Raw genomic sequence first — 13,830 nt, 5'->3', positions numbered from 1 at the left:
GCTTGGAGCCGCGGCCCTCAGCCCCTTGCGGGGGGCAACGCCAGTGGCCCGGCGAAGCCGGTTCCACGGCGTTCCGCGATAGGGGCACTTCTACGGCACCGGCCTATGAAGCCGACACTGAGCTGTCTGGCTCTGTGATCAGACCCCGGCCAGCAGACGCAGACCGCCCGGGTCCAGCAGATTGAGCACACGGCCCGTGCCGCTGATCAGGCTGCGCTCACGCAGATGGCGCAGCACCCGCGACAGCGTCTCCGGTGCAATGCCCAGCTGCGCGGCGATCAGGCGCTTGCGCTGCTCCAGCGGCACGGCCAGCGCCCCCTTCTCGCCGGGTTGGGCATGGCGCAGCAGCCACTCGGCACAGCGTGCCTCGGCATCCTTGGCCAGGCGGCTGACCGCCAGTTCGGTCTGGCGCCGATGCGCCGTGGCCACATCCTGCAGCACGGTGCGGGCCGCAACGGGCATGGCCGCCAGCGACTGGCGAAACCGCGCCAGCGGAATGCGCCGCAACACGACCTCGGTCTCGGCCACGGCATCCACGACACTGGGCAGGCCCAGCACGGCGGCCGTGGCCTCCAGCCAGAACGGCCCCTGGATCTCGCCGAGCTGATGCGCCAGGGCTTCACCCTCCATCACACCCAGCGCCACGCGACCGGACTCCACATACATCACCGCGGTAGGCGTGCTGCCGCGCTTGAGCAGCACGGCACCGGCCGCCGACTTGCGGCGCTCGGCACTGGGGTCCATGAATTCGGGTGGCAGCATGGGAGCCACTGTGCCGCCCCGCCGCCCCGCCGACCTTGAGCCAAGTCAAAGACCAGGCACGAAAGACGCCCGCGACTGCCTACAAAATCAGCAGAGCCCGGAAATCGTTCACATTGGTGTGGGTCGGGCCGGTCACCACCAGGTCCCCCAGGGGCTGGAAAAAGCCGTAGGCGTCGTTGCGGTCCAGGTAACGCTCCACCTTCATGCCCTGCGCCTGGGCCCGGGCCAGGGTGCCGGGCTCGACCCAGGCGCCGGCGTTCTCTTCCATGCCATCGATGCCATCGGTGTCGGCCGCCAGGGCCCAGACGCCAGGCTGGCCCTGCAGGGCCAGCGCCAGCCCCAGGCAGAACTCGCCGGCACGGCCACCCTTGCCGCGCTGTTCGCTGGCGGGCACCGGGCGCACCGTGACCGTGGTCTCGCCACCGCTGAGGATGACGCAGGGTCTGGCAAAGGGCTGGCCACGCTGCGCCACACCCCGAGCCAGCGCCGCATGCACCTTGCCGACTTCGCGCGACTCGCCTTCCATCTCGTCGCTCAGGATGTAGGCGTTCAGGCCGGCGGCGCGCGCCGCCGCCGCCGCGGCTTCCAGCGACTGCAGGGGCGTGGCGATCATGTTGACCTGGTGACCCTGGAAGATCGGACTGCCGGGCTTGGGCGTTTCCAGTGCGCCTTGTTCGAGCGCAGCCTGTACCGGGGCCGGCACCTCGATGCGGTAGCGCTTCAGGATGGACAGGGCATCGGCGCAGGTGGTGGCGTCGGGCACGGTGGGGCCGCTGGCAATCACGGAAGGGTCGTCGCCCGGCACGTCGCTGATGGTCAGTGTCACCACCTGGGCCGGCGCGCAGGCCGCAGCCAGGCGCCCGCCCTTGATGCGCGAGAGGTGCTTGCGCACGCAGTTCATCTCGCCGATGTTGGCGCCGCTGGCCAGCAGGGCCTTGTTGATGCCTTGTTTGTCCTGCAGCGTCAGGCCTTCGGCCGGCAGCGTCAGCAGGGCCGAGCCGCCACCGGAGATCAGGCACAGCACCAGGTCGTCGGCCGTCAGGCCCTGCACCAGCTGCAGGATGCGCTGCGATGCGGCCAGGCCGGCCGCATCGGGCACCGGGTGCGAGGCCTCGACCACCTCGATGCGCTGCGCCAGGCCCGCCGGGCGCGGCGGGGTGTGGTGGTAACGCGTGACCACCAGGCCCGACAGCGGCGCGTCGGCCGGCCACAGGGCCTCGACCGCCTGCGCCATGGCACCGCCGGCCTTGCCGGCACCGATGACGACGGTGCGGCCCTTGGGCGGCTGGGGCAGGAAGGCTGCCGTGTTGTGCAGGGGCAGGGCGCGCCGCACGGCGGCCTGGTACAGGTGCATCAGGAATTCGCGGGGCTGCAGGCGGGGATCTGGGGCATTCATTGTTCTCTCGGTCTCCTGCTCACATTGTGCCGCCTCGTAACCTGGCGGTAACCGGGCGGCGGCAGCGCCACACCCGCCGGGCTGTTGCACGGCAGGCACACATCCGGCCACCGCCGGCCGCCAAACACGCCCCGGCGGGTCAAGACCTGTAACAGTTGCTGACATTTGTGGCACAGTAGCCGCATCACAGCCTGCAGGCCGGGCCCCGTTGGGACAACGGATCCGGCCGGACACCCTTCCATGCGCTTTAACCCTCACGCTCGCCCTTTCCTGCCCGCCGTCGGCGCACTCCTGCTGCTGGCCCTGCTGGCCGGCTGCGCCACGGCCCCTACACCCACGGCCAGCCTGCCCCCGCCGCCGGCCCCCGTGCTGGCCGAGCCAGCGCAGCCGATGTTGCCCATGGGCCCGGTCTCCACGGCCGACAGCGCCATCGACTACCGCCTGGACGCGGCCTACCACCTCTACAACAAGAACAACGGGCGCATCTTCCAGGGCGTGATGCCGCATTTCCTCTACGCCATCGGCGTGCTGGAACTGCAGGTAGACAGCCGTGGCAACCTGCTGGCACTGAACTGGATGCGCGCGCCCGAGCACGCGCCCGAGGTCATGGCCGAGATCGAACGCACGGTGCGCCAGGCCGCCCCCTTCCCGGCGCCGGTGCGCCTGGGGCAGGCCAGCTACATCGAGACCTGGCTGTGGGATGCCAGCGGCAGCTTCCAGTTGCACACCCTGAGCGAAGGCCAGGGCGCCCGGGGCACCCCGCGTCGCCCCATCCCGCCCAACCCGCAGACCGTGCGCCTGGTCTCCATGCCCGGCACCAGTGCGCAATAGCTCCCGCCAGCCACCCGCGCAAAACTTGCGAAGAAATCGTAGCGAGCAGCCCGAGCGCAAGGCGGACGGAGCGCAGGAACCGGAACGTACTCAGGGTACGTGAGGATTCCGACAACGAAGTTGCGGCGCAGGCTAACTTTCGCTTACGAAAGTTAAGCGCAGCGGCCGGAGCCAACACCGCCCAACGCCGCGATCGGGTTGCGCAGTAGATTTATTCGCAAGTTTTCAAGTCTTCGGTAGATCGTCCCACCACCGCTCGCCCAGGCGCGACTGCAGGTAGGCGATGAAGGCCAGCACCTTGCCCGGCACCAGCTTCGGGCTTGGGAACACCGCGTGGATCTCCTGTTCGGGCAGGCCGTGGCCCTTGAGCACCTCCACCACATGGCCTGACTTCAGCGACTCGCTGGCCACGTAGTGCGGCATGGCCGCGATGCCAAAACCGTTGCGTGCTGCCGCCAGCACGGCCGCCAGGTTGTTGGAACGCAGGCGCCCGGCCACCGGCACCGTCACCGAGTCGCCCTTGGGGGTCGTCATGCGCCAGACATCGTCGCCCAGCACGCTGCTGTAGATCAGGGCCGGGTGCCGGCTCAGATCCGCCGCCTGTTTCGGCGTGCCGTGCTTGCGCAGGTACTTGGGTGAGGCCACCATCAGCCAGGGGTTGACCCCCAGGAAACGTGCGCCCAGCGTGGAGTCGGCCAGCTTGCCCATGCGGATGGCCAGGTCGATGCCATTGGCGACCAGGTCGATGTAACGGTCCTCGAAACTCAGGTCGATCTGCACCTGCGGGTGCTTGGCCATGAATTCCAGCGCCAGCGGCGTGACCACGCGCCGCCCGAAGGCCACCGAGGTGCCGATGCGCAGCAGGCCCTGGGCCTGGGTCTGGCGCAGGCGCACGATGTTGTCGGCTTCGTCCGACTCGCGCACGATGACCTTGCACTTCTCGTAATACAGCGCGCCCGATTCGGTGACGCTGACACCGCGCGTGTTGCGGTTGAGCAGGCGCACCTTGAGGCGCTCCTCGATCGCCGCCACCAGCTTGGTCACCGTGGGCTGGGTGATGGAGAACTCCTTGGCCGCCTTGGAAAAGCTGCCGGTTTCCACCACCCTGACGTACACCTCCATCGCATGCAATCGATCCATCGTTTCCGCCTGTTTATTCCGATATGGAATAGATGTTATGGACTCCAGCCCTCTTCCGCAAGTGCCCGGGAATTTTTACAGTCCGGCATCGATTTTGATATTCAAGGAGAACTCCCCATGGCCAAAATGAAAGCGATCGAAGCCGCCGTCTGGGTGATGGAAAAAGAAGGCGTCACGCAGGCCTTCGGCGTCCCCGGCGCCGCCATCAACCCGCTGTACGCCGCGCTGCGCAAGCAGGGCACCATCAGCCACATCCTGGCGCGCCACGTGGAAGGCGCCTCGCACATGGCCGAGGGTTACACCCGCGCCAACGCCGGCAACATCGGCGTGTGCATCGGCACCTCCGGCCCGGCCGGCACCGACATGATCACCGGCCTGTACTCGGCCCAGGCCGATTCGATCCCGATCCTGTGCATCACCGGCCAGGCTCCGCGCGCCCGTCTGTACAAGGAAGACTTCCAGGCCGTGGACATCGAGTCCATCTCCAAGCCCGTGACCAAGTGGTCGGTCACCGTGCGCGAGCCGGCCCAGGTGCCGCGCGCCTTCCAGCAGGCCTTCCACCTGATGCGCTCGGGCCGCCCGGGCCCGGTGCTGATCGACCTGCCCTTCGACGTGCAGATGGCCGAGATCGAGTTCGATCCCGAGACCTATTCCTCCCTGCCCGCCTACAAGCCGGCCGCCACGCGCGCCCAGGCCGAGAAGGCTATGACCATGCTCAACGAGTCAGCCCGTCCGCTGCTCGTGGCCGGTGGCGGCATCATCAACGCCGACGCCTCCGAGCTGCTGGTGCAGCTCGCCGAGATCACCGGCGTGCCGGTCATCCCCACCCTGATGGGCTGGGGCACCATCCCCGACGACCACCCGCTGATGGCCGGCATGTGCGGCCTGCAGACCAGCCATCGCTACGGCAACGCCACGATGCTGGCCTCCGACTTCGTGCTGGGCATCGGCAACCGCTGGGCGAATCGCCACACCGGCTCGGTCGAGGTCTACACCAAGGGCCGCAAGTTCGTGCACGTGGACATCGAGCCCACCCAGATCGGCCGCGTCTTCTCGCCCGACTACGGCATCGTCTCCGACGCCAAGGCCGCGCTGGAACTGTTCGTGCAGGTCGCCAAGGAATGGAAGGCCGCCGGCAAGCTGGCCGACCGCAAGAGCTGGGCCGCCGAGTGCCTGCAGCGCAAGAACACCCTGCACCGCAAGACCGACTTCGACAACGTGCCCATGAAGCCGCAGCGCGTCTACCAGGGCATGGTGGAAGCCTTCGGCAAGGACGTCTGCTACGTCAGCACCATCGGCCTGTCGCAGATCGCCGGCGCCCAGATGCTGCACGTCTACAAGCCCCGCCACTGGATCAACTGCGGCCAGGCCGGCCCGCTGGGCTGGACCGTGCCCGCCGCCCTGGGCGTGCGCGCCGCCGACCCGAGCCGCAAGATCGTGGCCCTGTCGGGTGACTACGACTTCCAGTTCATGATCGAGGAGCTGGCCGTGGGCGCGCAGTTCAAGCTGCCCTACATCCACGTCGTGGTGAACAACTCCTACCTGGGCCTGATCCGCCAGGCGCAGCGCGGTTTCGAGATGGACTACTGCGTGCAGCTGGCCTTCGAGAACATCAACACCGAGGGCGACCCGGTGACCCAGGGCTACGGCGTGGACCACGTCAAGGTGGTCGAGGGCCTGGGCTGCAAGGCCATCCGCGTGCACAGCCCGTCCGAACTGGCCCCGGCCATCGCGCAGGCCGAAGAGCTGATGGAGAAGTTCAGCGTGCCGGTGGTGATCGAGGTCATGCTGGAGCGTGTGACCAACATCGCCATGGGTACCGAGATTGACAATATCATCGAGTTCGAGGAAACGGAAGACCGCCGCGTCGGCGCGCCGGCCTGAACCTGAGCAACCGAGCATCCGGGGCCGGCACATGTGCCGGCCCTCTTTGATATTGACGGAGTAAAGACATGCCCAAATTTGCAGCCAACCTGACCATGCTGTTCAACGAAGTGCCCTTCCTGGAGCGCTTCGCCGCAGCCAAGGCGGCCGGCTTCGAGGCGGTGGAATACCTGTTCCCCTACCCTTATGACAAGAACGAACTGGCCGGCCTGCTCAAGACCCACGGCCTCAAACAGGTCCTGCACAACCTGCCGGCCGGCAACTGGGACGGCGGCGAGCGTGGCATTGCCTGCCACCCCGACCGCGTGGAAGAGTTCCGTGCCGGCGTGGACCAGGCCATCGCCTACGCCCAGGCCCTGGGCTGCCCCCAGGTCAACTGCCTGGCCGGCAAGCTGCCCGCCGGCGTGAGCCGCGATCAGGCGCAGGCCACCTTCGTGGCCAACCTGAAGTTCGCGGCCGACAAGCTCAAGGCCGCCGGCCTGCGCCTGCTGATCGAGCCGATCAACAGCTATGACATTCCCGGCTTCTTCCTGAACACCACGGCGCAGGCCGCGGCGATTCTGGACGCCGTGGGCAGTGACAACCTGTACATCCAGTACGACATCTACCATGCCCAGCGCATGGAAGGCGAACTGGCCGCCACCGCGCAGGCCTACCTGCCGCGCATCGGCCACATCCAGCTGGCCGACAACCCGGGGCGCAACGAGCCCGGCACCGGCGAAATCAACTATCCTTTCCTGTTCCGCCACCTCGACGCCATCGGCTACACCGGCTGGATCGGCTGCGAGTACAAGCCCCGCACCAAGACGGTCGAGGGCCTGGGCTGGATCAAGACTTTGACGAAATAAGAGACGAGAGAATCGACATGACCAAATCCGGACTGAAATTGGGCTTCGTGGGCCTGGGCATCATGGGCACCCCCATGGTGATGAACCTCATCAAGGGCGGCCACGTGCTGTTCGTCAACACCCGCAGCAAGGTGCCGCAGGAACTGGTGGACGCCGGTGCCACTGTCTGCACCTCGCCTACCGGTGTGGCCGAGCGCGCCGACATCATCTTCACCATGGTGCCCGACACCCCCGACGTGGAGAAGGTGCTGTTCGGCGAGAACGGCATCGCCAAGGGCCTGTCCAAGGGCAAGGTCGTGGTGGACATGAGCTCCATCGACCCGATCGCCACCAAGGAATACGCCAAGAAGATCAATGCCCTGGGTTGCGACTACGTGGACGCGCCGGTCTCCGGCGGTGAAGTCGGCGCCAAGGCCGCTTCCCTGACCATCATGGTCGGTGCCGACGAGGCCGTGTTCGAGCGCGTCAAGCCCCTGTTCGAGCTGATGGGCAAGAACATCACCCTGATCGGCGGCAACGGCGCCGGCCAGACCTGCAAGGTGGCCAACCAGATCATCGTGGCCCTGAACATCGCGGCCGTCAGCGAAGCCCTGGTGTTCGCCTCCAAGGCCGGCGCCGATCCGGCCAAGGTGCGCCAGGCGCTGATGGGCGGCTTCGCCGCTTCGCGCATCCTGGAAGTGCACGGCGAGCGCATGGTCAAGCGCACTTTCAACCCGGGCTTCCGCATCGCGCTGCACCAGAAGGACCTGAACCTGGCCCTGCAAGGCGCCAAGTCGCTCAAGATGGCCCTGCCGCAGACCGCCAACGCCGCGCAGCTGATGCAGGCCTGCGCCGCCCTGGGCCATGACCAGGCCGACCACTCGGCCCTGGTGAAAGCCATCGAGGCCCTGGCCAACCACAAGGTCGCGCCCGACGCCTGATCTTTGCAGGGCACAGGCCCTGCATCGCCCCATCATCCACAACAGCCCCGGCACGCGCAAGTGTGCCGGGGCTGGTTGCTTGGCGGCATCAGGGCTATCATCCCCGCATCCCCAACCGAGGACCAGCCTGCGCATGGCGCTGTACGACGACGATCTTTCCAACACCCGGGCGCTGGTCGTCGACGGCAACCCCACCTCGCGCGCCATCCTGGTCAACCAGCTGCGCGAGTTCGGCGTGGGCGCCGTGGAACAGGCCACCCGCACCGCCGACGCGCGCAAGGTGCTGGAGTTCAAGACCTTCGACATCGTGCTGTGCGAGCAGTACTTCCAGCCCGGCACCCCCACCGGCCAGGACCTGCTGGACGACCTGCGGCGCAACCAGCTGCTGCCCTTTGCCACGGTCTTCATCATGGTCACCGGCGAGGCCACCTACGCCAAGGTGGCCGAGGCCGCCGAGTCGGCCCTGGACGGCTACCTCATCAAGCCGCACACCGCCACCCGCCTGGCCGAGCGCCTGTACCAGGCGCGCCAGCGCAAGGCGGCGCTGGCCGACATCTTTTCCGCCATCGAGGCCCACGACTTCGAAAAAGGCGCGCGGCTGTGCCTGCAGCGTTTCGAGGCCCGCGGTCCCTTCTGGCTTTATGCCGCGCGCATCGGCGCCGAGCTGCTCATGCGCATCGAGGACTATGCCCAGGCGCAGAAGCTGTACGAAGCCGTCATCGCCGCCAAGACCATGCCCTGGGCCAAACTGGGTGTGGCGCGTGCATTGCTGGACAACGGCGAGCCCACCCGTGCCATCAGCACGCTGGAAAACCTCATCAGCGACGACCCGCGCTACGCCGACGCCTACGATGTGCTGGGCCGCGCCCAGTTCGAACTGGGCAACCACGAACAGACCCTGGCCGCCTACCGCATGGCCTGTGCGGTCACGCCCTTCTCCATATCGCGCCTGCAGAACCTGGGCCTGATGATGTACTACAGCGGCGACCGCGTGGAAGCCGAGAAGATCCTGGGCCAGTGCGCGCGCCTGGGCCTGGACTCCAAGATGTTCGACTGCCAGACACTGGTGCTGCTGGCCTTTGCCCGGCTGGAATGCAGCGACCGCAAGGGCCTGCAGCACTGCCGCGACGACTTCGTCAAGCTGATCGACCGCGACGAGAAGAACCCCCGTCTGCAACGCCAGGCCGCCATCGTCGATGCGCTGACCCTCATCATGGACCGCCAGTTCGCACGCGCCGTCGACGCCGTGCGCGAACTGGCCGGTCAGGTCAAGGACCCTGCCTTCGACTTCGAGTCCGCCACCAACCTGGTGGCCCTGATGGCCCAGCTGGCCAACAAGGCCATCCAGCTCGATGACGTGGAACCCGCCATCGACGCCCTGGGGATGCGCTTCTCCACCGGCCGCTCCATGAGCGAACTGCTGGCCGGCGCCGCCGGCGTGCACCCGGCGTATGCCGAGCGTTTGCGCGTGACCAGCGCGCACGTGCTCAAGCTGGCCGAAACCGCCATGGCCCTGAGCCTGGCCGGCGATCCGGCCGGCGCCGTGCGCAACCTGCTGAGCCATGGCAACGAGACACTCAACGCCAAGCTGATCGAAACCGCCCATCTGGTGCTGCAACGCTACGGCGCCAAGATCAGCGACGCGGCTGAACTGGAAGCAGCGATACAGCAGTGGCGCCAGAAAAACGGCAACCCTGCCCTGCGCCCCGCCCTGAGCGCACAGGGCCGGCCCGCCGGGGCCTTGAGCCTGCGCACCGGCCGCAAGGCCGACGGCTCGCCCGCGGCCGTGTTTGCGGCGGCGGCCGCCAGCGAGACGGACAACGAGGATGCACCTGCGGCCTGATGACAGGCCCAGACGCTAGAATCGGCGCATCGGAAGCGTGGCAGAGTGGTCGATTGCACCGGTCTTGAAAACCGGCAACGGGCAACCGTTCGTGAGTTCGAATCTCACCGCTTCCGCCAATAAACAAATAAAATCAATAACTTACGTCGGATAACTTATTTTATCCCACATAAAAGCCCACAAACAGATTTCCTGTTTGTGGGCTTTTATGCTTCTAGGGCTAGCCCAAATAAGACACGCGTTGTTGAATTGAGTGGAACCAGATCCCATCTCGCTGAGGGCGGCCTTCAGAATCCGGTTCGACTGAGGCATCCGTAACTGGGTTTCTCCGCATAAGTTGTCATATGGTCCACCTACGCAGCACCCCAATGACAACCCTGGCCCCGGGTAAACGGACAAATAACATCTCGATCAGTGTGAATTAATGCCAAGCATTTGGCTTGCCTAGAGCAAGGCGCAGCTTGTCAGACCGACACTTAACGATAAAATAAAAACCTTGCTGGCTTCAGATTGCAGCGCTGACTGCTTGCAAGAACCACCAGTGCAGGACATCCACATCTCCCGCACTGGCTCATACTAAAGATGCGCGGGCGATTACCTCCCAGCTGATTAGCAAAAAACCGGTACAGCGCCGGTGAATGCTGATAACTGCATCGATCCACCACTTGCGGGATGACTTGTCTCGGGCATAAGCCTCCGACAGGGTTGCGATTTACGCGCAATTTCCCCCGCCACCACACGAAGTCGCGCGACTAGGCCGTCTGCACCTAGCCGCACGCATCTCGTCGCTTCCGCTAGCTTTCTCAGCTCGGAGGCAGGTGCCGCATCAGCGGTATGGATACAGCGGTACGCCATGCGTACCGCTTAATGCGGAAAAAAGAAATGTCTAAGTCAGCTTTGCAGCCGGAATGGCTGAACAGTTCAATGATCAGGACTTGCTACGGCATCCCTCATTCGACGCTGTATGAACTCATCAAAAATGACGGCTTCCCTAAGCCTGTGAAAATCGGCCGTTCGAGTTTGTGGGCCAAATCGGCCATTGACGCATGGTTTGCCAACAAGGCAAGTCAAGTGCAATAAAGGGGCAAAAGCAATGAGCACCCCTTCACCACACTCGAAGTACTTTGAACGTGCCCGCAAGGGCGGCCAAGCCCGAGCCAAGCGCTACGAACAGCTTAAAACGGCTGTGACTGAAATCTTGACGCTCAAAACTCCTGCACAAGGCTGGGCCCGCTACATTACGGCGGCCCGGATAATCACTACAGAACTCGAAACAAACCACGATCACGCAATTGAGGCCAGCGGTTTGAAACGGGAAAACCTTTTGGACACTGTTGTTCGGTGGTTGAAAGCCGATACTGAGGGGCGCTTCGGGTTTAGGCTTAAAGACGAGCCAGCCCATCAACCCTAAATGGCATAAAAGCCCACCGACGGTCGAACACTGCAGCAAGCACTGGCTATGTGTTCGACTGTCGGCGTCTGAAGACTTCATACCACTGCACTCCATAGCACTGGCCAGCGCGATGCGCTGAGCTTATCCATCGTGGCTCATACCACCGCATCAGGGATCTGATGGTCGGCCTCAGCTGCCCCTACTAAGGGCGATCTTAGCCAGACCACCTCTTGACGCCCTTCTGCAAATGGAGGCAAGTCACCGACTCTAGGTGATCTCAGCGGTAGGCTGAAGGGATTACACCCTCCGCGATCAACGCCTGTCGCACCTGGCTAGCCATTGACTGAGCACAACCCAGCGATTGACGGATGGACGTTACCGTCCCCTTGAGCTTTCCCGCCTCGATCTCAGGCCGCACTCTTGCCACCAGCTGGTCAATTTTCGAAGGTTGCAGGGCCTTAGCTGCTTCAGGATCAACCTCCGCGAGCTTGCCGACATCCTTGACTACCAGAGTCACTGCGGCAGTCTCATCGGCAATCATGGGTGGTTGCATCGAGTCACGGCGCCGAAACACCAGACTCCAGAGGACAAGGGCAGACCCATCGAGAACAACCGCAAGCACTATGCCCATGACCAGACTAACGTCTCCCTCAGTCACGTTCAACGACTGGGCAAGCTTCGCAGTCGCGGGATCTACTTGCTGGGCGTGCTTCAGGACCTGAAGTCGATCTTGTTCAGCTTGCCAGCGTCTCGCTTCCTCAGCTTCAGCCTCAAGAGCCTGAATCCGAGCCGTCAACGGCGCGACTCGGCTACGCCTACGGTCGCAGTCATCCCGGCAATCCAAGGCACCTGCCCACTGCAATGCACTGGTCACGCGCACCTTTTCTTCGAGAATCGCTGACACAGTGCGAGCTGGCTTCTGGGTCGTCACAGCTTGAGTGACAGTATCAGACCGACGCTCTCCAGCCTTGTACTGCGAGGATAGGAAGAAAGCTGTGTGGACGTACCCGACAAACGCCATGCAGGCCACCCAAACACCCCAAGAAAGCACTCGAACCCAAGGTCCAGCCTCGCGTGAGAGGGCAGGCAGCAAGTGCGCAAAGATCACCGCCAGCACCCCGACCAACGGCAGGGGCTGTTGACTTAAGGTGCCGGCACCCTCGCTGCTCATGACAGAGATCGCTACTGAAAGCGCGGTGGCTACAAGAGCCAGGGTGACGGAGAGGTATCGGCTCATGACCTGCTCGCCCCCTGCTGACCACCCCTCAGGATGCCAGGCTCGGTCCTAGGCACATCGCCTGGCAAAAAAGAGCCGTCTTCTTCACTGGAATCGCTCATATCAGCGTCTGGGGACCCCATAACCTCACTCCCTTTCGAGCGAGGGCGGCCTTGACGTGCCGGCTTGCCACGGAAAATAGAGCCCGTCCCGAACAGATTGGCTTTCGGATAGGGGATCAACTGTGCGCTCTGATTCGTTTTCCAAAAGTATGACAAAACGTTTTCCACAAGGCACCCACGCTTGTGTGCGTCGTGGTAATCAATCATTCCAACGCCATATAGATGCCGAGGAAGATTTTTGCGACGCCGATTTACATTTTCATAGTACCCCCGTCCGTTGGTGATGTCATGCGACCAGTACTCTCCGATTTTTTGCGCCATCCACTCATGCTTCATCACCTTTGAGCCATCGAAGAAGAAGATGAAATGCAGATGGAAACCAGCAACGGGAGTGCATTCGATACGCCACGCATACGCAAGGAGGTCCTTGAATAGAGACCTCTTGCCCTTCATCCTGGAAATGAAAAGCGCTCGGTCGCGCTGCACCTCACTGAATGGAACCCGGCCTTTTGGTTTTGATCCACCCAGTGACAGCGCCTGGAGCATCTTCTCCAGGTCGGCCTCATCCAGCTTAGCGGCGTGATAGTTGAAATCCAGACGGATAACGAGAACCTTTGCCCGTCGCTCGAATACCTCGTCGGTCATGCGCAAAAGCTCATCACGATTTCGCTTGGGCTTGTTGTCCCAATTGCGCGTTTTTGCCTTCAGTCCAACTTCCTTCGCACGCTTACGCAAAACAGAGAGAAAGTCGTCAAACAACTTCCCGATGATCATCAGTTCAGAATGATTGCCTGGCGAAAGAGGACCGGGGTAATAAGCAATTGCATGCTTAGCGTACTCTTCAAAAAAGAATGCTGCGAGCGGTGAATACGTCAGCGTCGGATCCTGCGCCCTGGCGAAGTCTGCAAGTCTCCCGCAGCTCCGTCCGATATGGGATACCTCAGGATGACCCGATTGGGTTTTCTTGCCAGTGAAGAACCTCGTATCAGTGTTAACGACGTCCCTCATAAATCGGATCAGGGCGTTGAGGTCCTTCAGACGAGACTCAAATAGTAAGCAGCTTCCGTCTTTTCCATCGAGAGTGAAGTAGCTTTCTTCTTTTTCCATTTTTATCTTCCTTGCTTTGAGGTATCGTTAAACCTTGCATCGATCTAGCTTGATCCGTTCTAATCTCACTAAAATCCATAACTCTCTTCCTAGGGAGAATCGTCAAAATCTCAGAGTGAACAGGGCTTATCGATACATGGCGGAATAACGCACAGCGTCCGGCAAAAGGTACTTTTGATGCAGGGCCTGACTTGTCGCAGATGTCTAGTCAATCCTGAATCTTTCTTAGCAGGCCAGATTCGATGCGGCGCAATGAGATTTCAACTTTTCCCCTCTCCGCTGCCAACCGATGTGCTTAAAGGTTTTTGAATGTGCTTCATGTCTATGAGCGCAAGTTGCACCAGACATCGATATCTGAAAAGTGAATT

Annotated in this window: 12 protein-coding genes and 1 tRNA gene; 8 read left to right on the top strand and 5 right to left on the bottom strand. The window is 63.2% G+C overall.

Going from position 1 to position 13,830, the window contains the following annotated elements; all coding sequences use genetic code 11:
• Positions 1-138 precede the first annotated feature (138 nt).
• Positions 139-762, bottom strand: a complete 624-nt coding sequence (locus HTY51_RS02285; protein WP_174251210.1) for a Crp/Fnr family transcriptional regulator — start codon at positions 760-762, stop codon at positions 139-141.
• Between the two features lie 79 nt (positions 763-841).
• Positions 842-2,158 (bottom strand): glycerate kinase, encoded by a 1,317-nt coding sequence (locus tag HTY51_RS02280; RefSeq protein WP_174251209.1) that lies wholly within the window; start codon positions 2,156-2,158, stop codon positions 842-844.
• A 240-nt stretch (positions 2,159-2,398) separates the two neighbouring features.
• Between HTY51_RS02280 and HTY51_RS02275 the strand changes: the two genes are divergently transcribed.
• Positions 2,399-2,989 carry a hypothetical protein gene (locus HTY51_RS02275; protein ID WP_254606960.1) on the top strand — a complete coding sequence of 197 codons (591 nt, stop codon included), beginning with the start codon at positions 2,399-2,401 and terminating at the stop codon, positions 2,987-2,989.
• Positions 2,990-3,214: 225 nt separating this feature from the next.
• Here the strand turns inward: HTY51_RS02275 and HTY51_RS02270 are convergent, their stop codons facing one another.
• A complete protein-coding gene (locus tag HTY51_RS02270; protein WP_174251208.1) occupies positions 3,215-4,129 on the bottom strand; it encodes a LysR family transcriptional regulator in 915 nt (304 codons plus the stop codon).
• Between the two features lie 117 nt (positions 4,130-4,246).
• Here HTY51_RS02270 and gcl point away from each other — a divergent pair, with 117 nt between their 5' ends.
• The 7 genes from gcl (at position 4,247) to HTY51_RS02235 (ending at position 11,035) form a co-directional block, all read left to right on the top strand.
• Positions 4,247-6,013, top strand: coding sequence for a glyoxylate carboligase (gene gcl / locus HTY51_RS02265; protein ID WP_174251207.1), 1,767 nt, complete (start codon positions 4,247-4,249; stop codon positions 6,011-6,013).
• A gap of 68 nt (positions 6,014-6,081) precedes the next feature.
• Entirely contained in the window at positions 6,082-6,861 is a 780-nt protein-coding gene (gene hyi / locus HTY51_RS02260) for a hydroxypyruvate isomerase (protein ID WP_174251206.1), read from the top strand.
• A gap of 17 nt (positions 6,862-6,878) precedes the next feature.
• A complete protein-coding gene (gene glxR / locus HTY51_RS02255; RefSeq protein WP_174251205.1) occupies positions 6,879-7,781 on the top strand; it encodes a 2-hydroxy-3-oxopropionate reductase in 903 nt (300 codons plus the stop codon).
• Positions 7,782-7,914: 133 nt separating this feature from the next.
• Positions 7,915-9,624 (top strand): response regulator, encoded by a 1,710-nt coding sequence (locus HTY51_RS02250; protein WP_174251204.1) that lies wholly within the window; start codon positions 7,915-7,917, stop codon positions 9,622-9,624.
• 31 nt (positions 9,625-9,655) lie between these two features.
• Positions 9,656-9,743: transfer RNA gene (locus HTY51_RS02245), tRNA-Ser, on the top strand.
• Positions 9,744-10,458: 715 nt separating this feature from the next.
• On the top strand, positions 10,459-10,704 hold the full coding sequence (locus HTY51_RS02240; protein ID WP_174251203.1) for an AlpA family transcriptional regulator: 246 nt from the start codon (positions 10,459-10,461) through the stop codon (positions 10,702-10,704).
• 13 nt (positions 10,705-10,717) lie between these two features.
• Positions 10,718-11,035 carry a hypothetical protein gene (locus HTY51_RS02235; RefSeq protein ID WP_174251202.1) on the top strand — a complete coding sequence of 106 codons (318 nt, stop codon included), beginning with the start codon at positions 10,718-10,720 and terminating at the stop codon, positions 11,033-11,035.
• A 259-nt stretch (positions 11,036-11,294) separates the two neighbouring features.
• Here HTY51_RS02235 and HTY51_RS02230 read toward each other — a convergent pair whose 3' ends face one another.
• Positions 11,295-12,254 carry a hypothetical protein gene (locus tag HTY51_RS02230; protein WP_174251201.1) on the bottom strand — a complete coding sequence of 320 codons (960 nt, stop codon included), beginning with the start codon at positions 12,252-12,254 and terminating at the stop codon, positions 11,295-11,297.
• Positions 12,251-13,462 carry an inovirus-type Gp2 protein gene (locus HTY51_RS02225; RefSeq protein WP_174251200.1) on the bottom strand — a complete coding sequence of 404 codons (1,212 nt, stop codon included), beginning with the start codon at positions 13,460-13,462 and terminating at the stop codon, positions 12,251-12,253. The genes HTY51_RS02230 and HTY51_RS02225 overlap by 4 nt, the downstream gene beginning before the upstream one ends.
• Positions 13,463-13,830: the final 368 nt, after the last annotated feature.

The organism is Rhodoferax sp. BAB1 (assembly GCF_013334205.1).
GTDB lineage: Bacteria > Pseudomonadota > Gammaproteobacteria > Burkholderiales > Burkholderiaceae_C > Hylemonella.
Note: the sequence above shows the minus strand (reverse complement) of the source record. Positions and strands in the feature narration are given on the sequence as shown.